This window comes from Streptomyces sp. NPDC050842, from assembly GCF_044456565.1.
Classification (GTDB): Bacteria; Actinomycetota; Actinomycetes; order Streptomycetales; family Streptomycetaceae; genus Streptomyces.
In genome coordinates this window covers 204,433-229,338 of the sequence record NZ_JBITGA010000008.1, presented here as the reverse complement: position 1 = coordinate 229,338, position 24,906 = coordinate 204,433, and the positions used below count along the sequence as shown (strand labels likewise).

Annotated in this window: 12 protein-coding genes; all 12 read right to left on the bottom strand. The window is 74.8% G+C overall.

Features of this window, described 5'->3' with window-relative positions:
• Positions 1-104 precede the first annotated feature (104 nt).
• Positions 105-2,636, bottom strand: coding sequence for a hypothetical protein (locus ACIBG6_RS27135; protein ID WP_399225219.1), 2,532 nt, complete (start codon positions 2,634-2,636; stop codon positions 105-107).
• Positions 2,633-4,969 (bottom strand): hypothetical protein, encoded by a 2,337-nt coding sequence (locus ACIBG6_RS27130; protein WP_399225218.1) that lies wholly within the window; start codon positions 4,967-4,969, stop codon positions 2,633-2,635. Before ACIBG6_RS27130 ends, ACIBG6_RS27135 begins: the two co-directional genes overlap by 4 nt.
• A complete protein-coding gene (locus ACIBG6_RS27125) occupies positions 4,966-7,599 on the bottom strand; it encodes a hypothetical protein (RefSeq protein WP_399225217.1) in 2,634 nt (877 codons plus the stop codon). The genes ACIBG6_RS27130 and ACIBG6_RS27125 overlap by 4 nt, the downstream gene beginning before the upstream one ends.
• On the bottom strand, positions 7,596-11,228 hold the full coding sequence (locus ACIBG6_RS27120) for a tubulin-like doman-containing protein (RefSeq protein ID WP_399225216.1): 3,633 nt from the start codon (positions 11,226-11,228) through the stop codon (positions 7,596-7,598). The genes ACIBG6_RS27125 and ACIBG6_RS27120 overlap by 4 nt, the downstream gene beginning before the upstream one ends.
• Positions 11,229-11,250: 22 nt before the next feature.
• The gene (locus tag ACIBG6_RS27115) at positions 11,251-13,905 is read right to left on the bottom strand and encodes a VWA domain-containing protein (protein WP_399225393.1); all 2,655 of its coding nucleotides are present in this window, start codon (positions 13,903-13,905) and stop codon (positions 11,251-11,253) included.
• A gap of 8 nt (positions 13,906-13,913) precedes the next feature.
• Positions 13,914-14,468 (bottom strand): Pycsar system effector family protein, encoded by a 555-nt coding sequence (locus tag ACIBG6_RS27110; RefSeq protein ID WP_399225215.1) that lies wholly within the window; start codon positions 14,466-14,468, stop codon positions 13,914-13,916.
• Positions 14,465-16,357: a hypothetical protein gene (locus ACIBG6_RS27105; RefSeq protein WP_399225214.1), complete on the bottom strand. Its 1,893-nt coding sequence runs from the start codon at positions 16,355-16,357 to the stop codon at positions 14,465-14,467. The genes ACIBG6_RS27110 and ACIBG6_RS27105 overlap by 4 nt, the downstream gene beginning before the upstream one ends.
• Positions 16,354-18,837 carry a hypothetical protein gene (locus ACIBG6_RS27100; RefSeq protein ID WP_399225212.1) on the bottom strand — a complete coding sequence of 828 codons (2,484 nt, stop codon included), beginning with the start codon at positions 18,835-18,837 and terminating at the stop codon, positions 16,354-16,356. The genes ACIBG6_RS27105 and ACIBG6_RS27100 overlap by 4 nt, the downstream gene beginning before the upstream one ends.
• Positions 18,834-19,691 carry a hypothetical protein gene (locus ACIBG6_RS27095; protein WP_399225211.1) on the bottom strand — a complete coding sequence of 286 codons (858 nt, stop codon included), beginning with the start codon at positions 19,689-19,691 and terminating at the stop codon, positions 18,834-18,836. Before ACIBG6_RS27095 ends, ACIBG6_RS27100 begins: the two co-directional genes overlap by 4 nt.
• 90 nt (positions 19,692-19,781) lie before the next feature.
• Positions 19,782-20,507, bottom strand: a complete 726-nt coding sequence (locus ACIBG6_RS27090) for a Crp/Fnr family transcriptional regulator (protein ID WP_399225210.1) — start codon at positions 20,505-20,507, stop codon at positions 19,782-19,784.
• Between the two features lie 335 nt (positions 20,508-20,842).
• Positions 20,843-23,371: a polynucleotide kinase-phosphatase gene (locus tag ACIBG6_RS27085; RefSeq protein ID WP_399225209.1), complete on the bottom strand. Its 2,529-nt coding sequence runs from the start codon at positions 23,369-23,371 to the stop codon at positions 20,843-20,845.
• Entirely contained in the window at positions 23,368-24,858 is a 1,491-nt protein-coding gene (locus tag ACIBG6_RS27080) for a 3' terminal RNA ribose 2'-O-methyltransferase Hen1 (RefSeq protein ID WP_399225208.1), read from the bottom strand. The genes ACIBG6_RS27085 and ACIBG6_RS27080 overlap by 4 nt, the downstream gene beginning before the upstream one ends.
• Positions 24,859-24,906 lie beyond the last annotated feature (48 nt).

Below are 24,906 nucleotides of genomic sequence, written 5' to 3'. Positions count from 1 at the left end.
GCCCATCCTGACGGAGCCGGGCGGCCGGGGCCCGTCTTTCGGGCCTACGGTCCCGGGGTTCGGGTGGTGGGTTCGGGTGGTGGGGCTGTGGTGGACCTGTGGCGTCACCTCATGACGGCGGCGACGAGGATCGCGGCGACGAGGAGGCCGAGCACGAGGGCGGAACGGCTCAGGAAGCGTCGGGTGTAGCCGTTGGCGGGGTCGTCGTCGGGCGGCGGATACGAGACGGTGCGGGGCGCGCCCGGGTGGGGCGGCGCCGCGGGCGGCGGGGTCTGGTGGGTCGGCGTGCCACGGCCGGGCGGCATGGCGTGACCGGACGACGGGACATGGCCGGGCGGCGGGGTGCGCCGGACCCCGTACGCCTCCTTGAGGAGCGTGAGCCAGACCGCGTCGGGCAGGCCGGGGCGGTCGCCGTCGACGATCTGCCAGAAGGCCTCGCGGGCCGACGGCACGGGGCTCGTCCGGAGCCGGGCGAGCAGGGCCGCGACCGTGCCCACCGGGGCGTCGCCGCCGCCGAGGAGGGGCCGGACGGCCCAGCGGTACAGCTCGGCGGCGTTGGCCGCGCGTTGTTCCTCCGGCGGCTCGGAGGCGTCGCGCTCCGCGCCGGGCAGCGCGGCCGCCCAGAGCTCCCGGCCGAGGACCACCTCGCACAGCTCACGGCGGGCCGGATGCTCCCAGGACGGCAGGCGCCGGGCGATCTCCTGGAGGAGCAGGGTGACGACCACGTACATCTGGGGGCGCCGCAGGGCGTCGAGCAGCTCGCGGCTGCCCGCGCGCTCGACGAAGCCGCGGGCCTCGTCCACGTCATACGCGGTCGGCAGCCGGTGGACGAGCCCGGTCTCGGCCTCCCGCTCCCGGCCCCACGGCTTCCTCGCCCACGCCCGCCGGCCGCCGTCGGCCGGACCCTCCCACTGGGCGCCGACGAACGGCAGGACCGGGCGCGGGTACGGGTCGTGCGTCAGGTCCGGGGCCGGGCGGGGCCGGACGGGTGCAGGGGCGGGGGCGGGGGCGGGACCCGGGTCGGTGTCGGTGTCGGCGCCGGAGGCGTCAGCGATGTCGTCGGGATCAGGGGCGGAGTCGGCCCGGCGCGGTGGGACCTCTTTGACCCAGGGGTCGGCTCCGCCGGGGGCCTCCCCGTGGGACGTGTCCGTGTACGGCTCCGCCGGGTACGGGGACGGGTCCTGGAGGGGACGGCCGGGAAGGGGCGGGTCCTGCCGGCCGCCGCCCCAGGGCTCCGGGGAGGACGGGGGGCGCCCCGCGTCGGGGGAGACGGAGGGCCACGCCGCATCCGGGGTGGCCGGTGCCCTCCCCGTGGCCGGGGAGTCGAAAGGCCACTCGTCGTCCCGGGAGTTCGGGGTGTTCGCGGAGTTCGGGGAGTTCGGGGTGTTCGGAGACTTCGAAGGGCGCCGCGCGTCCGGGCGGGCCGACGGGCGGTCGACGTCAGGGGAGACCGGCTCGCGTCCGGCGTCCCGGGGAGGGGCCGAGGAGCGCCGCGGATCCCGCGACGCGCCCGGGTACCCCGCTTCCGGCGCGGCCGGGTATCGCGGGTCCACCGGAGCTGCGTTCTCCGGCTCCGGTACGGCCCCGTAGCGCGGGTCCCGCCCGCCTGTGCCCCCCACCTCCGGCGCGGCCTCGTAGGCCGGGTCCGGCGCCGCCTCGTACCGCGGCTTCGGTGGTGTCCCGTACCGCGGGCCCCCCGTGGGCGGGAGGCGCGGTTCCCGGGGCGGGGCGCCGCGGCGGGCGTGGGTGTCGAGGATGTCGAGGGCGCGGGCCGCCGTGTCGACGAGGAGGGTGCGGCGGGCGGACGCCGCCTCGTGGAGGGCGCTGCCGACCGCGTACTCGCGTCCTTCGCCCTCCTCGACGCCCCGCAGGTGGTGCCGGACGAGGCGGGCGGCGATCTCCTCCGCGCGGTCGCCGGACCGCTCCCGCGGGTCGACGCGGCGGCGACCCGTGTTGGGGCTCGCCGCGCCCGACCAGCGGCCGACGAACACGAAGCGCAGCGCGGGCAGTTCGACGGTGTCGTGGCTGGCGAAGGTCCAACGCCGTTCGGTGAGCTCGCCGAACATGCTGTGCAGCCCCCACAGCACGGGGCCTGCGGTGTCGCCCCGTTCGTCGAGGACGGTGAACCGGCCGTCGGGGTGCCGCAGCAACTCCGCCAGCGCTCCGGTGAGTTCCCCCCTCACGTACGGCAGGGTCTCGTCGAGTTCTCCCTGCCCCCGGCCCGTCGCCGGTACGAGGACCTCCTCCCGCACCACCGGGAGCCGTCCGCGCACCTCGGCGGCGTTCAGTGCGGCGGCGCCCTCCCAGTCCCAGGCGTGGAGGCCCAGGCAGAAGGCGGGGTCGAGGAGGGCGGGTGAGCCGACGAGCGCGTGGCAGAGCACGGACGTCCCGCCGTCGGCGTCCGTGAACGGGGTGCGCCGGATCAGCATCACGCCCGGGCGGCCCTCCAGCCGGATCAGGGCCGGCCGGGTCTCGTCCCCACTGGCCCGCAGCATGGGTCCGGAGATCCGGAAGAGGGCCTCCGTCTCGTCCCGGGGCCCGGACCAGGCCACCGGGCCGAAGCCGGTACTGCCCGAGGCGTTCTCGCTGTCCCAGCGGAAGACGATCTGGTCGACCTCGTTCTCCGACCGTGTCATCGGACGATTCCCTCCGTAGGCTCCGCCCCGGGCAGCAACCCGCACATGGCGAACAGGGACAGCAGGGGCGCCAGGACCCGGCGCGGCCGGACCCCGTGCGGGAAGCGGTCGCCGCGCGCCTGCCCGCCGGTCGCGGCGACGAAGTGCAGGGAGCAGTTCGCGCAGTCGTCGAAGGGCTTGAGCCAGGCGGCGCTGGCGTGGTGGGCGAGGAAGGCGTACACGTCCCGGCTCTCGTCCCGCGCCTCGGCGGGGTCGAAGCGGCCGGGCAGGGCGCGGCCGAGCCACCGGTCGACGGACGGTTCGAAGCGCACGAGGTCGCTCTTGTTGACGGCGAGCGCCGTCGGCGCCGCGACGAGGCCGCCGCGCTGCCGCGGGATGCGATCGAGCACGGTGGCGAAGGCCTCGTCGCCGAGGTCGCGGCGGCGTATCCCGCTCTGCTCCCGTACGGGGTCGAGCGAGCCGAGCCGGAGTGCGCGCAGCGGGTCCAGGACGAAGACGAACGCGTCGACGCCCATGAGGAAGCGGGCCACGTCCCCGTCCTGCGCGAGGTCCTCGCCCGCGAGGTCGAAGAAGACGACGGGCCGGGGCGTCCCGCCGCCCGCGGAGACGAGCAGGCCGTCGGCGAAGCGCGCGAAGGTCTGCTGGCCGGTACGGCCCAGCTGCCGTCCCTGCTGGAGGTTCTGCACGCGTTCCCGCAGATAGGTGCGGTGCGCCTCGGGGTTGAGCGGACGGCTCCGCAGCCCGTACGGAGCGAGGCCGCCGAGTTCGATCTCGCCGAGCATCGCGGCGAGGAGATGGGTCTTGCCGACGGAGGAGCTGCCGACGAGGGCGACGGAGAGCGGCTCGCCGTTGGTGAGGTAGGGCACGGGGAGTTCGTGCTCCTCGTCGCCCTCCACGGTGTGCGGGCACAGGTGGTAGGCCTTGCGCAGGGCGTCGGTGACGTGGCCGGGGCGCCGTTCGCCGGCGAGGTCGAGCGGGATCCGGTTGCCCTTGGCGTCGATGGTGACGAGCAGGCGTTCGTCGTACTCGACGGGCAGCAGGCAGTGCGGACACATCCGGCTCCGCGAGGGCGGGGCCTGCGGCGGTTCGAGCGGCGACGCGGCGGCGGTGGGGCGGGTGGGTCCGCCCTCCCCGCCGCCGAGGATCCGGTCGAACAGCGTGGTGCGCGAAGAGCGGGTGTCCCGTGCGGAATCCGTCCCGGGGTCGGTGTGCGGCTCCGCTCCCGACAGCGCGTCGCCCTCGAACACGGCGCGTTTCCCGGCGAGTCGACGGTCGTACTCGGCGCGCCCACGAGCGAGCGGGTCGGCGGTTCCGACGGCGGTGGCGAGCGGATCGGGCACGTTCAGGAGCCGCATCAGCTCGACGGGACGCGGCCGGTCGGCCACCCTCGGGGAGAAGAGACCGCTCTGGGCCAGGGCCGCGAGACGGCGGTAGTCGGCGAGGTCCCCGGGCGGGCCCTCGCCCCGCGGGGGACGCCCGGAGAGGAGGTAGTAGCCGAGCTGGGCGACGGACCACAGGTCATCGCGCGGGTCGGCCGAGCCGAGCCCCTCGCGTTGCTCGGGCGAGGCCCAGGGCGATCCGCCGAACGGCTCGCGTGCCTCGCCCGCGCGCAGCGCGGCGAACGGTTCGCAGAGCCGTACGTGGGTGCCGTCCCACCGTACGGTGTCGGGCGTGACGGCCCGGTGCACGAGCTCGACCTGCTCCAGGAGGCGTACGGCGAAGGCGAGTTGAGCGATGATCCGCTCCTGCTCCTCGGGGCCGAGGCGGCCCGCCCACTCGGTGAGCGGCCGGCCGCGGGGCAGCCGGTACAGCACGAAGGGTTCGGGCGCGGTCAGGTCGAAACCGACGACCCTGGCGAAGACGGACCCGAACTTCTCGGCCCCGTAACTCCGTTCGAGGGCGACGGCGGCCGCCACCTCCCGCTCGAGGAGGCCGTACGCGTGGGGGTCGGCCTGCGCGGAGACGGCCAGCCGGAACTGCAGGACCGGCCATCCCGCGCCCAGCGTGGCCCGGCGCGCGAGGACGCCGGGCCTGCCGGGCGGCCTGCGGTCGTCGCCGTACCGGACCGTGAAGCGGACCGGCTCCTCGCGGGGCGTGAGGAACTCCAGCTCCTCGTAGTACGGGTGCGGGGGGCTCATGGGCTCGCTCAGGTGGTCGGGGTGATGGGGATCGATCGGCTGGTTCAGGGGGTTCTGCGCGACGTTGTCCGGACCGGGATCGTCCGAGTGGTTCTGCTGGTCCTGGTGGTCCGCGCGGTCCCGGTGACTCGGGTCGTTCGGGCCGCTCGGGTCGTTCTGGTCGTTCTGGTGGTTCGGATGGTTCGGGTCTGTCACGGTTCTCCCGCCTCCTCGGCGCGGACGGTGTGCACGACGTCCGCGCGCAGCGGGACGAGGCGGAGGATGCCGGCGTGCCGTCCCGCACCGGTCCACACCACGCCCTCGGCGGTGCCCCGCCAGATGTCGTCCCCCGCCGCGCCCCGCCCCATCGCCTCGGGCACGAAGCGGACCTGCCGGGCGGCGAGCGGGTCGTGGGAGAGCAGCCGCAGGTGTTCGGGGCCGCAGAGCGCGACCGTGCCTCCGGTGCCGTCCTCGGCGAGCAGCAGCCGGGCCACCGCGTCCGGGGCGACACCGGTGAGGCGGGCCGCGTCGGGGCGTTCGGACCGGTCGGTGAAGACGGCGAGCGAGGTGAGCGCGCCGAGGTCGCGGAGGCCGTCGTACGGGGGCGGGGGCGAGGCAGCCGCATCGCGCTCCAGACGGATCCGGGTCTCCTCCAGGAGCTCCGTCAGCCGCTGCCCCTGCGCCCCGTGCTCCGTACCGCCGGGCTCCCTCTCGATGCCCGCCCAGCACCCGTCGAGGAGGAGGACGGTGCCGGCGACCAGATCGCCGACGAGCGTGTCGACGAGTGCGGGCCCCCCGTCCCCGTACCGCCGCTCCAGCCACGCCGGGGCGGGCGCGAGCTGCGGGGACGGCGTCGGATAGGAGGCCGGCGGCGGGTACGAGGACGGCGGTGCCTGGGACGGCGGAGGTGACGACGGTGCGTACGAGGGCGCGGTCGTCGACCTCCGTCCCGGCGGCTCCTCGTCCATGTCCGTCCAGCCGTCGTCCTCCCCGCCGTCGCCCCAGTCGTCCCAACTCCACGCAGCCGTACTGGCGTCGGTGCCACCGGACGGGCTCGGACCCGGGCTCGGACCCGGCGCGGGTTCCGACGGTTCGTCCCCCCAGGAAGCCCAGTCCGACGACGTGTCCGGCCCCCACTCCGACGACCTCTCCGAGGACGTCTCCGGTGTCCGCCCGCTGCCGTACGCGTCGGCGGTCTCCGCGAGACCGCGCAGCAGCCGGGCCACGGCACCGGCCCCGGCCGAGCAGTGGTGCCGCACCTCGGCGAAGAGCCAGTCGTGCACGGCGGTCGTCACGACCAGGGCGTGGATCTCCCGCATGATCCGGCCCGCGTCCTCCGGGTCCGCCCGCGCCCACCAGTCGTCCACGGCCCGGTTCCAGTCGCGGAGCGCGAGCAGGACGACGGCCACGACGGACACCGTCAGCGCCACGGCGCCCGCCCAGAGCGGCAGGGCCAGGAACTGGCCGAGGCCCGCGCCGGCGAGGCCGCCGATGACGCCGCCGACGAGCCGGGGCGCCGCGCCCGTGGCACCACCCCCGTCGATCCGCCCGTCCGGCGAACGGTTGGGCCTGCGCCGCAGCATCAGCCAGGCGAGTACGGCGGCGAGACCCCCGACGGCCGGGCCGAGGAACCACCCGAGCACCGGCCACACCCCGGCGAGCAGTGCGAGGAGGCCGGTCAGGGCGAAGGCGGCGGGCCGTGACCCGCCGGCCGTGAAGGGATACCGGCCCCCCAGCCGCCGCAGCCGCTCCGGACCGCAGATCGCGTCGAGCCGCGCGAGCCGGGAGGCGCTGCCCGCCGGGGCGGTGCGCGCGGAGAGCGCGGAGAGCCGGGCCGCGACGGAACGCAACGGCAGGCCCCGGCCGATCAGGTCGTACGTGTGGTCCCGCAGCGCCGGCACGATCCCGGCCCGCGTGATCTCCCGCGGCAGCTCGGGGAGTTCGACCCCCCGCTCGCGGAGGAGCCCTCGGTGCTCCGCGGTGAGCCGGGTGCCGCCCGCGGCTCCGAACGCGTCCGCGACGGCGGTACGGAGCCGGGCCAGCTCCTCCGTGAGCCGCTCGATGTCCCCCGGCAGATCGACGGCGCGGCCCGCCCCGGTGAAAAGCCCCGCCGCGCCTCGCACCCGGTCGTAGCCGTCGACGGCGTCGTCGAGGGCCTCCTGGCAGGCGGCGAGCCGGGCCCCCGCCCGGCCGCCGGCGGGAAGCCAGTCGTGTCCGGAGAGGGAGCGCGGCACGCCCTCGCCGAGGAGCAGCGCGAGCGCGCCCGGCACCCCTTCCGGGGAGGCCGCCCCGGCCGGGACCTCGGGGCCCGTCAGCCCCTCGACCGCCTGTCGCCAGGCCCGCGCGCGGGCCTCGTCGGTGAGGTCGTGCTCCAGGATCCGCACGGCGGGCACGGCCACGCCGTGCACCACCTCCCCGAGCGATCCGAGGACGGCGTCGAAGACCTCCGGGGTGGCCAGCACCTCGACGAGCGGGCGCAGGACGGCGTCGCCGGAGGCGCCCTGCCCGTCGGTCGCGTCATCGCCCGCCGCGTCGAGGAGCCACAGGACTCCGGCGGCGGGCGGGCGCAGGGTGAGGGTGCGGCGCAGCGTCCGGTCGCCGCGGGCGCCGACGGCGAGGCAGACGATCTGGGCGGGGCCGTAGGAGGAGAGGCGCTCGTAGAGGAGCTGGTGGCCGACGAGCCCGGCGGCCTCGTCGACGACGAGGAACCGCCGCTCGCCGCCGGGCTGCGGGACGTCCAGCGCCGCGCGGACGGCGGCGTCGGGGTCGTCCGGTCCGCCCGCCCGCAGGTCGAGACAGACGGCGTGGCCCGGCAGGGGTCGCTCGGGGAGGACGCGGTGGTTCACTGCTGCTGCTCCTCGTCGTGGTCCCAGGGGTACCCGTCGGGCTCGAACTCGGGCTCGGGCGCCCACTCCCAGTCCCCCTCGTACAGCGACCCCCGGGCCTCGCCGGACCTGCGGGAGTCACCGGACTCCCGGAACTCACCGGGCCTGCGGGGCTCGTCGTACCCACGGGACTCACCGGACCCGCGGGACTCGTCGTACCCACGGGACTCACCGGACCCGCGGGACTCACCGGACCCGCGGGACTCGTCGTACCCACGGGAGTCACCGGATCCGCGGGACTCGTCGTACCCACGGGACTCGTCGTACCCACGGGACTGTCCTTGCCGTCCCGTTCCCGGGCGGGGCGCCTGCCCGGGCTCGGACCCGTAGCTCTCCCGAGGATCAGGACCGGGCGGCCGCCCCTGACCGTGCGACGGGCCGTGCCCCGAGCCATGACCTTGGCCCTGCCCTTGGCCCTGCGCCTGCCCCGCAGCCCCGCGACCCCGCCCCGACCGTCCCGGACCGTGGCGGTCGAAGAGGACGCGCAGGGTGGAGCGGGTCGGGCGGGACGCGGGCGGGAAGCGCATGTCGAGGGCGCCCGGGTAGGTGACCTCCCAGAACTGCCGCAGCGGGGTGAGCCATTCGACGTCCGTGTCGCCGTACTCGCGGTACTCGGCCTCCAGCCGGTCGAGCAGGACGAGCTGGCGCGGGGCGACCTCCTCCACGAAGTGGGTGAAGAGCGGCGACGGCGGCTGCGGCACCTGGGCGAGGCCCTTGGGCAGCGTCTTCATGAGGCGCTCGCAGAACACCTCGATGATCTGGCCCTCGTCGAGCAGGGCCCAGCGCTCGTACGCGCGCAGCATTCCCGCCCAGCTGGAGAGCGAGCCGTCGAAGGCCTCCAGGCGCAGCGACATCGTCGCGCCCTCGCCTTCCTGGAGCCGGATCCGGACGAGGTCGGGCGAGTCGGCCGGGCCTTCGGTGGCGATGTCGCCGTTCCACATCGCGCAGAGCAGCCGGTGCATGATCCGCTGCCGGTCCTGCTCGGTGGCGACGAGCCAGTCGTCCTGGTAGCCGAGCCGCTGCCGCCAGTGCAGGAAGTCGTCCTCGCCGGCCGAGTCCCGGGCCTCGGACCAGAGGCTGAGGACGTTGCGGACCTCGGAGATGTCGGTGAGGTTCATGCCGCTGCGGAAGAGGACGACGGTGAGTGATTCGGTGTCGCCGGACCGGTACTCCTGGTCGGCCTTCGCGGGCAGGTTGAGGGCCTGCCGGAGGAAGCCGGCGGCGCGGCCGTCGGACTCACTGGCCGGGTGCACGATGAGGATCTTCATCGGGCCGCTGCCGTCAGGGACGAAGCCGACGGGGAGCAGTCCGGCGAGCCGGGCGCGGAACTGTTCGAGCCAGCGCGGGTCGATCTTCGCCTCGGCCGCCTCGTCGCCCGCGGCGGCCCGCAGCAGCAGCTCCATGGAGGGCAGCAGAGGGCGGGCGAACTGGGCCTCGTTGGCCTCGCCGAAGAGCTTCTTCACCCGCCGTTCCAGGACCTGCTTGATCTCCTTGACCGGCGCTCCCGGCGCGCGGCGGACCGCGTCGAGGGCGTTGCGCCAGTCCTCGGGCCGGACCAGCCGGTCGAGGAGTGTCGCCGCGTCGGTGGCCTCGGGCAGGCCCTCGCTCTGGGCGAGGCGGTCGAAGACCTCGTCGTAGAAGGCGCGCAGGGTGTTCTGCGGCGGCAGGAGGTAGGCGATGCCCGCACGGTCGTCGCGGTAGAGCTCGCGGCGGCGTTCGCCGAAGCCCCGTGCCTCGTCCTGCTCATGGGCGCGGAGTGCCTTGGTGAGTTCGCTCAGCTCGTTGACGATCCTGGCCAGGGACGGCCGCCACTGGTTCTCGCCCGCCTGCCAGCCGCGGTGCCAGAGGCCTCGGGCCCGCCACTGGTACCAGGCCTGCTGCGCGGCGAGCGCGTCCTGGACGTCGGGGTCGTTCCACCGGGCCGGTACGAGTCCGCCGACGCTCCCCGTGATGCGGGGGATCGGAGGGGCGGCGGCCTGGACGTGGGCGGGCCGTTCGGGCTCGTTGCGCCGGTTGTCGAGCATCCCGGTGAAGCCCACCCTGGCGACCCTGTCGGGGTGGCCGGGCAGGCCGGACAGGACGGTTTCGAGCTGGAACGGGCCGATGAGACCGAGGAGTTCGCGGGCGCCGGAGCCCGGCTTGAAGTCCTCGGTGAGACGCGGTATCTCACGGGTGAGGTTGGCGTCGAGGCGGCGCAGGGCGTCCTCCATGTCCCCGAGCCTGTGCTGCAGTTCCTGGGCGATGTCCTTGCGCCCCCTGGGGAGTTGCTCGGGTCCGGGGACGACCGGTGCCTCGCGGTTCCAGAGCCGGCCGATGCCGGCCCGGACGAAGAGGTCGCGGACGCGCTCCGATCCGTCCCGGGCGGGCCGCCGGGCCCGCTCCTCCATGCCGCGCACGGCCTGGGCGAGGAGCCGGGCGGCGACGATCTCGGCGAGGTCGTCGACGGGGACGGTGAGGGAGGCGGCCAGGCTGGTCGACATGCCCCGGTAGCCGATGCCGGAGCGGGCCGGCGTCGAGCGCTCCACGGCCTTGTTGACGAACCGCTCGGCGAAGGACTGGTAGTCGTCGTCGGCGTGGGTCACCGAGCCGTTGGAGTCGCTGAGTTCGGTGCCGATCAGCGACATCACCATGGCGGCGATGGAGCGGCGCAGGTCCTCGGTGCCGATGACGGACGGCTTGGAGAAGAGGAAGGCGGTCTGCATGGTCGCGGGGCGCAGGGCGACGACCCCGTCCCGTGGGTACGTGACGCTGAGCCGGCCGCGCTGCTCGACGTCGCCGACGGAGTCGACGGCGTCGGGCATGTTCTGGTCGTCGACGAGCCGCGAGAGGTCCACGAGGGCGCGGGCGGCGTTGAGTTCGGCCTCGCGTCCGCCGCCCGCCTCGGGCGGGAAGGCGGACGGCATGACCACCAGCGGGTAGATCTTCACCCCGGGCACCTTGGCGTTGCGGAACTCGTGCCCGATGAGATGGATGAAGTCGTAGAAGATGCCGGCGCCGGTGCCGCCGGCGACGGAGAAGGCGACGAAGACGTCACAGCCCCGGATCTTGCCGCCGCCGACCCGCTGGAGGTCGCCGGCCGCCTGGCCGATGGCCCCGATCGCCTCGCGGAGCTGGCGCAGGACGGGTTCGAGCCCGGACCGCAGCGTCGCGAAGAGCGCGGAGCGCCCGACGGTCGGCAGCTGGCCCGCACCGCTGCTGAGGGGGGCGACGCGCGGCTGCCGGATCCGGGGCGGCAGCCAGAGCCGGGTCTCCCCGGGGACGGAGACCCGCAGCATCTGCGTGACCTCGGGCGAGGAGTCGAAGTCGGTGGGCAGCAGGTCCCGGACGATCCGGGAGGTACGGGCGAAGGCGGCGCCCTCGGCGCCCTTGGCCTTGAACTGCGGTGCCTTCAGCAGCTCCGCCTCGCTGAAGTCGGCGTAGACGAACTGGAGGCAGTCGGGCAGCTGGAAGGGCATCCGTCGGCCGCCGTCGACGAGGGCGGTGCCGTCGGGGCCGCAGAGCTCCCGGCGGAGGCTGCGCTCGAGTTCGGTGCCGATGCGTCCGCCGGTGCCGCCGAGCCCGACGAAGAGCATGGGCTGGTAGATCTTCATGTCGTCTCCCTTGGGGGCCCGATCAGAAATTGGGGTCCGGGTCCCCGGCGGCCGTACCGCCCGTTCCCGTACTGAGTCCTGTTCCGCTGCCGGCATCGGGATCGGTGCCGGTCGTCGTCGCGGAGTCGCCCGTTCCGCCGCCGGACCGGCCGGACCGTCGCGGCCGTCCGAACCGTCGCGGCCTCGGCACGCGGCCGTCCCGGTCGGTACGCGTACGGGATCCGGAGCGTTCGCCCGTACGGGATCCGGCGCCGTCGCCCGTACGGGAATCGGCTCCGTCACCCGTACCGAATCCGAAGCCGTCGCCCGTACCGAATCCGGCGCCGTCGTCCATGCCGAAGCCGAAGCCGTCGTCCGAACCGAATCCGGCGCCGTCGTCCGAGCCGAAGCCACTGCCACTGCCACTTCCGTAGCCGGAGCCGGAGCCCATGCGGGTGCGGCTCGTCCTGCCGTCCCGGGCCGTCCCCCCGCCCCGTACGACGATCTCGTACGCGTCGAGGCCGGCCGGCTCGCCCGGCCGCAGCGGCACCTGCGCACCGCCCCGTGGGCGCAGCAGCAGCTGGCCGGTGCCCGTGCGGCGCAGTACGTGGGCGCCGGACGAGGAGCCCTCGCGGGCCCGGCGGAGGGTGGGCGGAGCGCCGCTCCCGTCGTCGACGGCGAAGGGGAAGGATCCGCGGACGCCCTGGCCCCGGCCGACGGTGAGCGTGTCGAGGACCCGGCCGTCCCCGCGGAGTTCGAGCGTGACGCCGGTGAGGTCGCGGCGGCGGCGCCGGGCCACCCACTGGGCGACGAGGAAGGCGGCGACGAGGACGAGGCCCACCGCTCCGCCGGCGACGGCCTTCCACCAGCGGTCCCACCAGGTCGGCGCGGCCACGACGAGGACGTCGAGGAAGGCGTCGTCGAGGACGCGGTCGCGGTCGCCGGTGTCGAGCGCCGCGATCCGGCCGCCCAGTTCGCCGAGGGGCGTACCGCCGCCGACGGTCACCGTGAAGGGGATGCGCGTGCTCCCGCCCGGCGGCGCGGTGACGGTCGCCGGGGAGACGGAGAGCTCGGCGCCGGGCGTCAGGTTCTCCACGGCGAGGCGCAGAGCGCGCGGACCGGAGTCGTTGTTGGTGACGTCGAGGGTGCCGCGGACGGTGCTCCCGGGGTGCACGGTGGCCCGGTCGAAGGCGAGTCCGGCGGTGACGAGCGGTGTGCCCTGGGTGATCCGGGCGTGCAGCGGCCGCCGGTCGGAGGTGACGCCGGGCGCCGACATGCGCGTGGTGAGCTCCAGGTCGCCGGTGGCGCCGGCGGGCACGGTGAGCGTGCCGGTGAACCGGACGTCACCCGCCCTGCGGTCGGGGGCCCGCCCGTCGTCGGCGAGCCGGAACGTCACGGGGGCGAAGCCCGCGCCGCGCAGTTCGGCCGCGACCGTGAGACCCGCGAGCTGCCGGGGGTCGGTGACGGTGACACCGCGCCGGGTCTGCATCCGTACGGACACGGTCGCCTGCTCGCCGGCGCGCGGCGAGGCCGGGTCGAGGGTGACGTCGGAGCGGAGCATGCCCTGCCAGATGGCCCGGACGGCGACCTCGCGGTCGCGGTGTCCCTCCGGCGCCTCGATGTGCACGCGCCAGCGGCCCGGCAGCGGGTTCTTCACCCGCAGCGCCTCGACCGGTCCGTCCTGTCCGCCGACCTCGAAGGTGGAGCCGTCGAACTCGCCCCGGGTGGGGACCTTGCGGCCCGCCGGGTCGTAGTAGGTGACCCGTACCTTCGGGTCGTGCTTGGCGACCGTGAGGGAGCCGTCGGTGGCGATGGGCGGGATGACGACCGTCAGGTCGGCGGGCGGCTTGCCGGCGGTGCCGTGCGCGATCCGCGCACAGCGGGCGGCGGCGAAGGTCTCCTGGAGCGCCTTGTCGAGGTCGGCGGAGCCGGCGACGACCCGCATGTGGGGGACGGAGCCCGGCACGTCGGAGCAGGCGCCGCGGAAGCCGCCCTCGGCCATGGCCGTGAGCGCGGCGCGGTCGATCTCGGTGCCGAAGCCGAGGGGCCAGATCTGGACACCGGCCGCCCGGGCGCGGGCGAGTTCCTCGGTGAGCCGCCGCTTGCCGTTGGACTGGCGGTTGGCGGGGTCCGTGCCGTACTCGGGGCTGTCGGAGACGTCGAGCTTGCCGTCGGTCAGGAGGAAGACGACCTTGGGCGTGGCGGGGGCCTTCGCGGCCGCGCCGGCGGTGGTCCGCTTCTGGATGAGGCGGGTGACGGCCTGGCGGATGGCCGCCGGGAAGTCGGTGCCCGGACCCATCCGGGCCGCGTCGCGCTTGTTGAGGAGCTGGACGCAGTCGCTGAGCCGCTCACGGCCCGCCGCGTCGGCGACGGTGAGCTCGCAGACCTCGCGCACGGGCGACTGGCCGGCCTTCTCCGAGCTGCCGAAGCCGATGACGGCCGCCCGGGAGCGCTCGGATATCTCGCCCTGGCTGAGCAGCCCCGCCGCCTCCGTCTCGCGCGCCAGGTCCTTGTCGGCCAGGCTGGCCGACTGGTCCACGACGACGGCGAAGTCGATCGGGTCGGGTCCCTCGGCGGGCTCGGCGACCGCTCGGGGTGCCCGCGGCGCGCCGGGGGGCCCGGCGGCCGCGAGCGGGCCGGTGAGCGCGAGCAGCGCACCGGCGAGGAGCAGGGCGCTCCCCTTGTTCGTCCACTGCATCGTCACTCTCACCACAGTTCGCTGAGGAGGGCCAGGAGGGCGCCGAGCGCGAGGGCGCACACGCCCAGGCGCAGCCACCGGTACTTCGCCGCGAGCACGAGTCCGTGCACGCTGGCCTGTTCGAGGAGCCAGCCGGTGGCGTCCGCGCCGGGCGGGGCGAGCCGCTCGCGCAGTTCGCCCTCGGACGGGCCGGCCGTGAGGTCGCGCAGGAGCGTGCGGTCCGCCCCTATCCGGGTGCGGGGCAGGACCACCGACACGAGCATCAGGACGCCGGCGGTCCACAGCGCGCCCGCCACGAGCAGGAGGGCGAGCCCGGCACCGGCGGTGGGCATCAAGGCGCGGTCCCCGGAGAACACGACCGCGAGGAAGGCGAGGGCGCCGGAGAGCAGGATCGCGGCCTTGGTGTCGGCCCGCCCGATGTCCTCGCGGACGGTGGCGAGCAGCCGCTCGGCCATGAACCGCAGCTCTTCGGGCGCCACCGGGGCGGCGGCGGGGGCGGAGTCCGGGGCGGGGACGGGGTCCGGGGCGGGGACGGGGTTCCCCTGAGGGTCCGGGGTCGTCACGCGTCCTCCCAGTCGTCGAACTCCTCGCTGGGGCGTACGGGTCCGGAGGGGCGCCGGGACCGGCCGGTGCCCTCGCGGTCGTACGGATCGTCGCGGTCGAACCGGTCGTACGAGTCGTCCCCCTCGTACCGGTCACGGCCGCCGTCCCGTCGGCCCGGGCCCCGCTCGCGGTCCCCGTACCCGCCTCCGTCCCCGCCCCGGTCCCGGTACTCGCCCCGGTCCCTTTCCCACGCCCTGTCCCGATCGCGCTCGCGGTCGCGGTCGCGCTCCCGGTCGCGTTCACGGTCGGAGCCGGACTCGACGTGGGTCGGCTCATAGACCCGCCGGTCGGGCGGGGCGTCGCCGCGCTCCGCGGGCTCGCTGTCCTCCCGGCTGTCTCGGGTGTCACGCGTGTCTCGGGTGTCCCGGGTGTCCCGGGTGTCCCGGGTGTCCCGGGTGTCCCGTGCCTCCCGGCGATCCCGACTGTCCCTGCCGTCCCTGCTGACCCTGCTGTCCCCGTGCTCGTCGCCCCAGTCCGGTCGAACCGGCTCCGGAGTGCCCTCCTCCAGGGCGCGCCGCGCCCTCGGCCCCGCCGAACCGCCCGAGGGGTTGAGCACGTGGTCGGTGATGCCGCCGACGACGGTGCTGGTCTGGGTCCGCAGGTACATCAGCACCTGGTACATCTGCTCGCCGATGTCGTGGCGTTCCAGGACCCCGGTGTCCAGGAGGCGGTTGAAGACGGCCAGGTAGTCCTCCTGGCCCTCGCGCCGCTCCCGCTGGAGCTGCGTGCGGATCTCCCACTGTTTGTCGGGGTGCATCGCCATGTGGTGGGCGATCTGGGCCAGGTCGCCCCGCCGGAAGAGGGCCTCGATCTCGCGGGCCCGATCGGCGATCCGTGCCCGCTCCGCCGCGTCCTTGCGGCGCTCCGCCTCGGCCTCGCGCGCGTCGGCCTCCATGGTCACGCCGACCCGGTCCCGCCGGTAGACCTCGGCCTTCACCGAGTCGTCGAGGTCGATGAAGACGTGGACCCGGGTCTTCAGCCCGATGTCCCGGCCGAGGCGGAGGCGGCCGGTGCTCAGCTCCTCCCGTACGGCCTCGTCGGCGCGCTGCGCCTCGGTGATCCGGAACCTCCGGGACAGCCGGCGCAGTCCGTCGAGCAGCTCGTCGTGCAGCAACTCGGCGACGTCCTCGACCTGTTCCTGGACGACGAGGTACGGATCGGTCACCACCCACTGGACCTTGGCGACGGCCTCGAAGAAGACGCCGTCCCCGGCGGCGGGCAGCTGGAGACGGAACTCGGTGATGTTGCGGCCGAGTTGGACTTCGAAAACGGTGTAAGGCGAGCCGAGCAGCGGCTTGTTGACGTCCTCTTTGCGATCCGGCCAGACCACGCGGTGCCCGCCGTTGCGGTAGAGGAGCACCGCCGCGACCCGGCCGCTGCGGTAACGGTACGGGGGCGAATACTCGCCGAGGAGCGGTCCACGCGGCCGCCCGGAGGCCTCCGGGCTCCACTGCTCCCTCGCCCGTCCCGCACCCCGCGCCTCGTCCCGCACCTCGTCCCGGCCCCCGTCCCGTTCCCGGCCCTCCGGCACCCGTGCGCCTCCCTGCCCCTGTTCCCGCTCCGCCTCACGCCACCGGCCGGGGCCCCCGTCCCCGTACCGATCCCCCTCCCGATCCCGCTCCCGGCCGCGATCCCGGTCCCGTTCGCCGGCCCGGGCCGCGCCCTGACCGTCGTACCGCTGCCGTTCCCGCCCGGACCCCTGCCGCTCCCTGTCGTCCCGGGCCCGACCGGGTGATTCCTCGTACCTCTGCCCGGCCCGGCCGTCCGGCACCCGCCCGTCCGGCGCCCGCTCGTCCCCGCGCGCCCACTCGTCCGGTCGCGCGCGCCTGTTCTGCTCGGGCCCGGTCATCGGTTCGCTCCTTCCGTCACGGCGTCCCACATGCGGCGCGCCGCGCCTCGGTCCAGGGGCCTGTCACGGTCCCGGACCAGTTCGTTCAGCAGGCCCCTGAGGCGGTCCCGGTCGCGGCGGTCCACGGCGAGGAGCGGCAGAAAGCCACAGACGTGCCCGAGTGCCTCCTCGTCCTTCGCGGCCCGCCGGAGCAGACTGCCGAGGGCCTCCAGGGCCACCTCCCCGGAACGTGCCGTGGCGAGCGTGTGCCGCAGCAGCCGGGCGAGGTGGGATGCGAGCTCAGGCCGGGTGGCGAGCAGGGCGACGAGCAGCGGGCGGGCCGCGTGCGGGTCGAGCTCGGGCACGTCCCGCAGACCCCACAGGTGGGTGGTCCGGGTGTTCAGCGCGCGGATGACGGCGAGATGCACCAGGTTGGCGAGGCTGAGCCGGCCGTCGTCGAGCCACTGGTCGAAGCGCCGCAGCACGGGCTCGGGCTCCCCCGAGGCGAGCAGCCGGGCCGCGCCGAAGGCCGCGGGCGCGAGCACGTCGCCGTCGGACGGCTCGTGGACCCTGACGACCCGGGCGAGCGCGTCGAGCGAGCCGGGCACGTCCCCGGCGGCGAGCACGTAGCCGTGGGCCAGCAGGGCGGTCCCGACGAGCCCGGAGTCCTCCGACACGGCCCATTCCTTGAGCACGGCGGCGACGGCCGGCCGGATGCGGGGGTCGCGGGCGGACTCGGCGAGCGCGGTCGCGGCGGCCAGCCGGGCCACGGGCGCGTCCGTCACGGCGAGGGGCACGATCAGCTCGCGGAACCCGTGGATCCAGTCCCAGGAGCAGAGCACGCCCGCGGCGATGGAGGCCCGGACCCACACTTCGGCGCGCGGATCGTCACAGAGGGCGCGCAGCCAACGCGCCACCGGTCCGCGGACGTTGTGGTAGCCGTGCCAGACCTCGCCGAGTACGGCGCCGGCCAGGGCCTCGCCCTGGAAACGGACCGCCCGCACCGGCACCTTCGCCGGGCCCAGGTCCAGTTGCCCGTCCTCCAGGACGGCCCGGGCCTGCACGGGCCGATGCTCGGCGTGCGTACCGAACAGGCGCCGTCCCGGGGCGTGTTCGGGGTCGAGCGTGACGGCGAGCTCCCAGGTGAGGAGTTCGGCGGCCTCGGCTGCGAGGCTGTACGCGGAACCGTCGAAGACGGCGACGGCTATACGGAACGCTCCCGCGCTCAGGACGGGGAGCGCCTCGGGCAGCGTGCCGGGCCGGTCGGCACCCGCGAACCACTCGCGGGCCTGCGAGGTCACGAAGGAAGCGCAGTCGGCGAGTAGTTGATCGTCCGTCACTTCGCCGCGCCAGTGCCGGGCGAGGTGGTCGGCGAGCCGGGCGGCCTCGCGCGGGCGCAGCTCCTCCAGGCCGAGGGCCGTGACGACGTCGGGACGGGCGGCGAGCGCCCGCGCGGCGTCGAGGGACTCGGCGGGCTCGACGCGCAGCAGGTCGCGCAGATGGCGCCGGAGGACCTCGTCGGCGGGGGGCGGCGCGCAGTACATCCCGTACCGTCCGCGCAGCATCCGATCGGCGAGCTCGCCGTTCTCGACGAGGACGATCCCGAACGCGCCGACACCGCGCAGCAGCTCCGCGAAGCGGTCCAGGTGCAGTTCGGAGAGGCGGGTGGCGGGGCGGCGCGCGGCGGCTGCGCCGTCGCCGCCGCCCGGCCCGGAGCGCGCGTGCCGTGGCTCGCTCTCCGTGCGGATGTCCTCGGTGAGCAGCTCCATCAGGTGGCCGCCGCCGTCCTGGAGGGCCTCCTCCGTGATCTCGTCGACGCCATGGCGCGGGTCGAGCCGGAAGACCTTGCCGTCGGTGAGCTCGCCGAGGAGGGCGAGCGCGGTGGCCTTGCGGCCGCTGCCGGGCTCGCCGCAGAGGACGAGGACCCGGTGCTCGCGGAGCCGCCGCTTCATCCGCTGGTAGCCGGCGGCCTCGCAGTACACCCGGCCGAGATGGTCGAGCGTCTCGGGCGGGACGGGGCCGCGGACGAAGTGCGCGGCGCGGTCGGAGGCGTGCAGGGAGAAGAACTGGTTGCCCTCGAAGACCGTGCCGTCGCCCAGGATGCTGGTGTGGCGGTCACCGCCCGCCGTGCTCGCCCAGGTCCGGACGGCACGCCGCGCCGTGGCGGCGCCGCCCGTGTCGCCCTCGCCGCCGAGGGGGCCCCGGTCCGCGGCCGCGAAGACGCTCGGCTCGCGCGGCTGCTCGCCCGCGCCGCCCCCCTGTTCGGTCCCGCCTTCCCGACCGCTTTCCCGACCGCCCTCCCGTCCCCCTTCCCGGCCGCCTTCCCTGCCCCCTCGGCCCCCACCCCGCTCGTCCCCGCCGCGGCCCCCACCGCGCTCGTCCCCACCTCGGCCCCCACCGCGCTCGTCTCCGCCCCGCCCTCCGCCCCCGCCGCGCTCGTCCGCACCGCGGCCCCCGCCGTCGGGTTCGTTCGAGGACGCGACGTCGTCGTGGTCGCTCACTCCGCCTCACCCGCGCCCGCGTCCTTGCGGATTCCGGTGAAGCCGCCGTGGATCGTGTTGTGATGGATGTCGAGCAGGTCTCCCCCGACGTTGTACGTGCGGTTCCCGCCCCCGGTTCGGGGCGTTGGGCCGTCCCCCCGCGACGGCCCAACGCCGGTTCCTGAACCCACCCCCGGCACCCGCTGCCCCTCGGCCGGACCCTCCCCCTCGGGCCCGATCAGCGGCGGCGCCGCACGGCGCGGCACGTGGAACCAGGCGGCCTCGTCGGTCTCCTTGGACCTGATCCGAGCCCGCCGGTAGTGGTCCGGCTCCACGTACCGCCCGCCCTCGGCGACGACGTTCCCGTACAGCCAGTCGGAGACCACGACGAGCAGGTCGACCTCGGGGGCCTCATCCATGATCCGCTTGGCCGTGGGGCTGTCGCAGAGCCGTGCGGCGAGGTCCACCGCCCGCCCGACGAGCCCGTGCCGGTCCTGGACCACGAGTCCCGCGTTCATGCCGATCCGCAGGCGCAGCCGCCGGCTCCGGCCCGTGTTGTGGGCGCGGAGGCTCTCGTACAGGGTGTCGATCCACCGTCCGACCATGAGCGTCGGCGGCATGTCGGGGCGCAGGGCGGCGAGGATGCCGTCCCCCCGGTCCTCCTGGTGGAAGGTGCCGGGCTCGACCCCGACGGAGGCGTACGCCTCGTCGAACGCCGCGTACATCGCCGTGCGGTGCAGCTCCTTCTCGGCCATGCCCAGGGTGCCGGACCCGCAGATGTCGCCGAAGACGACGAACCGGTGGATCCCCGCCGAGGCGGCTTCCGGCCGCGAACCCGCCTCCCCGTGCGCCCCGTTCACTCCCGCACTGCTCACTCGGACTCCCTGTCGGATGCCGTGGTGCTTTCGATGCCGTGGTGGTGTGGTTCCAGGCTGGCCGCGTTCCGCGACCGGCGATGTAGCCGTTTACACATCCGGCGGAGATTCGTCCGCCTGTTCCGCGCGGGGGCGTGCACGCCCCTCGGCGAGCAGCACGAGGACCCGCATGTCGATGACGATGACGGTGCGGTTCGCGGTACGGACGACGTCCTGTTCCCGCAGCAGCCGCAAGGCCTTGGCCACCGCCTCCCGGGTCGCCCCGATGGCTGCCGCCAAGTCATGCTGGGGCAACGGCAGTTCGAGTACGGTCCCGGCGTCGGCCGGTCGGCCCGCGCGCTCCGCCAGTTCGACGAGGCGGGCCGCGAGGCGCTGGAGGACGGTCTCGGAGGCGAGCGCGCGGCGTTCGACGTCGGCGCTGCGCAGCCGGGTGGCGAGCTGGCGCATGATCAGCGAGGTGGCGTGCGGCCGGGCGGCGAGGAAGCGGCGGAAGCGGTCGCCGGAGACGGCCACCGCCTCGACCGCGCCGAGCGCGGTGACGGTGGCGCTGCGCGGGCGCAGGTCGACGGCGGCGAGGTCGCCGACGACCTCGCCGGCCCCGCGCAGGGCGAGGATGAGCCGGGAGCCGCGCTCGGTGCCGACGGAGACGACGGACCAGCCGGAGAGCAGCGCGAGGACGTAGGCGCTGGTGTCGTGTTCGCGGATCATCACCTCCCCGGGTTCGTAGGAGCGGCGGGCACCCTCGGCGATCAGGGAGCGGCGGTCGGCCGCCGGGAGGGCGTGCAGGAAGGAACGGTCCTGGCCGAAGAGACTCATCACCCGCTCACCCCCGTACCGTCCGCCATCCCTCAGGGAAGGCCGCCCACCGGTGGTCGACCGGCGTCTTTCGCGTGTGTGTTCACACCTCATGTGGCGCGTCCCGCCACATTGTTGACACTGCGTCACCTCGTGGGGTGAAGAACGCTAGAGGTGCGGAACGGCGGCGTCAACGAGCACGGGGGGCGCAGGGGAGCGCCGTTCCCGGCACCCCTGCGCCCCCCGTCGGAGCAGCACGAAAGAATCACGGAACCGCCGGGGAAGCCGCGCGGAAGCGCCACTGAAGCAGCACTGAACTCCCTCGCAAGGCCCCCCGGCTCCCCGGCCCCCCGGGATCAGAGTCTCGGGTCGACCGGCTCCGACTCCAGTGCGAGGACCGCGAAGACGGCCTCGTGGATCCGCCAGAGCGGTTCCCCTGCCGCGAGCCGGTCGAGCGCCTCCAGGCCGAGCGCGTACTCGCGCAGTGCCAGCGACCGCTTGTGGCCGAGGAAACGCTGCCGCAGCCGCTCCAGGTTCTCCGGGCGGGTGTACTCGGGGCCGTAGATGATCCGCAGGTACTCCCGGCCGCGCACCTTCACGCCCGGCTGCCCGAGTCGCCCCTTGCCGTCACGGACGAGCGCCGCCAGCGGCTTGACGACCATGCCCTCGCCGCCGGCTCCGGTCAGCTCCAGCCACCAGTCGGTGCCCGCGCGGACCGACGCCTCGTCGCCGGTGTCGACGACGAGCCGACGGGTGACCTGGAGCAGCCCGGTCGGGTCGTGCTCCACCAGCCGGTCGAGCCAGGCCAGCTGCTCGTCGTGCGGGACGGCAGCGAGCGAGCGCCCACGCGCCGCGAGGAGCTGGAAGGGCGCGAACCGCACGCCCTCCAGGCCCTGGGTGGGCCAGCAGTACCTGCGGTACGCCTCGGTGAACGCGGCCGCGTCCACCTCCCGCTCCCGCTGCTTGGCGAGGAGCCCGTCGAGCCCCTCGACGCCGCGTGCCACTGCCCGTTCCAGGGCTTCGATCGCCCCGGGGAGGACGGCGCCGGAGGCGGCGCCGACCGCCGCGTACTGCGAGCGCAGCAGTCCGGCCGACTTGAGCGACCACGGCATCAGCTCGCCGTCGAGCAGCAGCCAGTCCGTGCCGAGTTCGTCCCACAGCCCGGCGGCGCCGATCGCGGTCCGCAGCCGGTCGAGGACCCGCTCGGCGACGTCCTGATCGTCGAAGAAGGGCCGCCCGGTACGGGTGTGCAGCGCGCCGGTCACCCCGGTGACGCCGAACCGCTCGCGGGCCGCCTCCTCGTCCCGGCAGACCAGGGCCACGGCCCGGGAGCCCATGTGCTTCTCCTCGCACACGACCCGCTCGACGCCGTCCGCCCGGTACTGGGCGAAGGCCTCGGCCGGGTGTTCCAAGTACCCCTCGGCGCGCGAGGTGGCGGTCGGGGCCATGGTCGGCGGCAGGTACGTGAGCAGCCTCGGGTCGACGGCGAAGCGGCTCATGACCTCCAGGGCCGCCGCCGCGTTCTCCTCCCGCACCGCGACATTGCCGAGGTGGCCGGTCTCCACGATCCGTCGGCCGTGCACGTCGGCCAGGTCCAGGGGGCGTCCCTCGTGGCCGCCGGGCGCCTCGGTCGTGAGCGGCCGGGCCGGCTCGTACCAGACCCGCTCGGCCGGTACGTCGACGAGTTCGCGCTCCGGCCAGCGCAGCGCGGTCATCTTCCCGCCGAAGACGGCTCCGGTGTCGAGGCAGATCGTGTTGTTGATCCAGGACGTGTTCGGTACGGGGGTGTGGCCGTACACGACGGCGGCCCGGCCCCGGTAGTCCTCCGCCCACGGGTAGCGCACCGGCAGCCCGAACTCGTCGGTCTCCCCGGTGGTGTCCCCGTACAACGCGTGCGAACGCACCCGGCCGGAGGTCCGGCCGTGGTACTTCTCCGGCAGACCGGCGTGGCAGACCACGAGCGCGCCGCCGTCGAGGACGTAGTGGCTGACGAGCCCGTCGATGAACTCCGCGACCTCCGCCCGGAACTCCTCGCTCTCGCCCTCCAACTGCTCGACCGTCTCGGCGAGCCCGTGCGTCTGCTGGACCTTCTTCCCCTTCAGCCAGCGGCCGAGCTTGTTCTCGTGGTTGCCGGGGACGCACAGCGCGTCGCCCGAGGCGACCATGGCCATGACGCGCCGCAGGACGCCCGGCGAGTCGGGGCCCCGGTCGACGAGGTCACCCACGAAGACGGCCGTGCGCCCCTCGGGGTGGTGCCCGTCCACGTATCCCAGCCTGCCGAGCAGGGTGTCGAGCTCGGACCGGCAGCCGTGGATGTCACCGATGATGTCGAAGGGGCCCGTGAGGTGGCGCAGGTCGTTGAAGCGGCGCTCCAGCACGATCCCGGCCTCCTCCACTTCCTCGACGGACCGCAGGACGTGGACCTTGCGGAAGCCCTCGCGCTCCAGTCCGCGCAGCGAGCGGCGGAGCTCGCGGCGGTGGCGCTGGATGACGTGCGCGGGCATGTCGGCCCGGTCGGGCCGGCCGGCGTTCCGGCTGCGGCACACCTCCTCCGGCAGGTCGAGGACGATCGCGATCGGCAGCACGTCGTGCGACCTGGCGAGCTGGACGAGTTGACGCCTGGCCTCCTGCTGCACGTTGGTGGCGTCGACGACGGTCAGCCGGCCCGCGGCCAGCCGCTTGCCGACGATGTAGTGGAGGACGTCGAAGGCGTCCTTGCTCGCGGACTGGTCGTTCTCGTCGTCGGCGACGAGCCCCCGGCAGAAGTCGGAGGAGACGATCTCGGTCGGCTTGAAGTGGCGCCGGGCGAAGGTGGACTTGCCAGAGCCGGTGGCACCGACGAGCACCACGAGGGACAGGTCGGTGACGGGCAGGTCGCGGGTCATGCGGTGACCTCCTTCAAGGTCTCGTCGGTCGTGGCCTCGGTCGTGGCCTCGGTACGGGTGAAGACGGCCATCTGCGTGGGCGGCCCGACCTCGGGGTCGTCCGGTCCGACGGGAACGAACTCCACGCCGTACCCGTACGATCCGGCGACTCCGGCGGCCCAGCCCCGGAACTCCTCCCGGGTCCATTCGAAGCGGTGGTCCCCGTGCCGGACGTGTCCGGCGGGCAGCGACTCCCAGCGCACGTTGTACTCGACGTTCGGCGTGGTCACGAGCACCGTACGAGGCCGGGCCGCGCCGAACACCGCGTACGCGAGCGCCGGCAGCCTCGGCAGGTCCAGGTGCTCGATCACCTCGCTGAGCACGGCCGCGTCGTAACCGGCGAGCCGCTTGTCGGTGTACGCGAGGGAGCCCTGGAGCAGCGTGACCCGCGCGGCCTGCCGCTCCCCCATCCGGTCGAGGCGCAGCCGACGGGCGGCGACGTTCAGCGCCCGCACGGACACGTCGACACCCACGATCTCCGTGAAGCGCACGTCCTTGAGTAGCGCCTGCACCAGCTGTCCCTGCCCGCAGCCCAGGTCGAGCACGCGGGCGGCTCCGGCGGCGTGCAGCGCGGCGAGGACCGCCTCCCTGCGCTGCTCGGCGAGCGGCACGGGCCGCTCCTCCGTGTCGCTGGACTCGTCGACGGCGTTGTCGACGTCCTCGACGTCGAGCCCCTCGGCCTCGGCGAGCCGCACCAGCTCAAGGCGTTCCGTCGCCTCACGCTCCAGGCCCCAGCGGCGCGAGAGGTAGCGCGCGGTGATCAGCTTCCGCTCCGGGTGCCCGGCCAGCCAGCCGTCCCCGGCCCGCAGCAGCTTGTCGACCTCGTCGGGCGCGACCCAGTAGTGCTTGGCGTCGTCGAGGACAGGCAGCAGGACGTACAGCTGGTTGAGCGCGTCGGCGAGCCGCAGCTCGCCTTCGAGCACCAGACGCACGTACCGGGAGTCGCCCCACTCGGGGAACTCCCCGTCCAGCACGACCGGTTCGGCCTCCACCGTGCCCCAGCCCAGCGGCCCGAAGAGGGCGCGCACCAGGCCGGCGCCGCCCCGGGCGGGAAGCGCCGGAACCTCGATCCGCAGGGGCAGCGGAGCGGCGGCCCGCTCGGGCATCGCCTGGCACACACCGTGCAGCGCGGTCTTGAAGACCTTGGCGAGCGCCACGGCCAGCAGCGACGACGCCGCGTAGGGCCGGTCGTTCACGTACTGCGCGAGCGCGGCGTCGGGGGCGCCGCCCCGGCCCTTGCCCTTGCCGCGGCGCACCAGCGCCACGGGATCCACCTCCAGGAGGAGTGCCGCGGTGCACCGCTCGGCGCTCGCCTCGGGGTAGAGGACGTGCGCGGTGCCGTGCGAGGTCGAGAACGCCTGCGCCCGCTCGGGATGCTTGTGCAGCAGAAATCCGAGATCGGTCGCGGGTCGCTCCGGGGTGCCGGTCGTACTGATTGTCAGGAACACACGCCCGAGTATGGGCGCCCCCTCCCCACCCGACCAGGCATTTTCCGC

What these genes read in the sequence shown, in the direction of transcription:
- ACIBG6_RS27135 (WP_399225219.1), bottom strand. Translation starts at nt 2,636, where the DNA reads ATGACACGGTCGGAGAACGAGGTCGACCAGATCGTCTTCCGCTGGGAC.
- ACIBG6_RS27090 (WP_399225210.1), bottom strand. Translation starts at nt 20,507, where the DNA reads ATGAGTCTCTTCGGCCAGGACCGTTCCTTCCTGCACGCCCTCCCGGCG.
- ACIBG6_RS27115 (WP_399225393.1), bottom strand. Translation starts at nt 13,905, where the DNA reads ATGCAGTGGACGAACAAGGGGAGCGCCCTGCTCCTCGCCGGTGCGCTG.
- ACIBG6_RS27085 (WP_399225209.1), bottom strand. Translation starts at nt 23,371, where the DNA reads ATGACCCGCGACCTGCCCGTCACCGACCTGTCCCTCGTGGTGCTCGTC.
- ACIBG6_RS27105 (WP_399225214.1), bottom strand. Translation starts at nt 16,357, where the DNA reads ATGACCGGGCCCGAGCAGAACAGGCGCGCGCGACCGGACGAGTGGGCG.
- ACIBG6_RS27120 (WP_399225216.1), bottom strand. Translation starts at nt 11,228, where the DNA reads ATGAAGATCTACCAGCCCATGCTCTTCGTCGGGCTCGGCGGCACCGGC.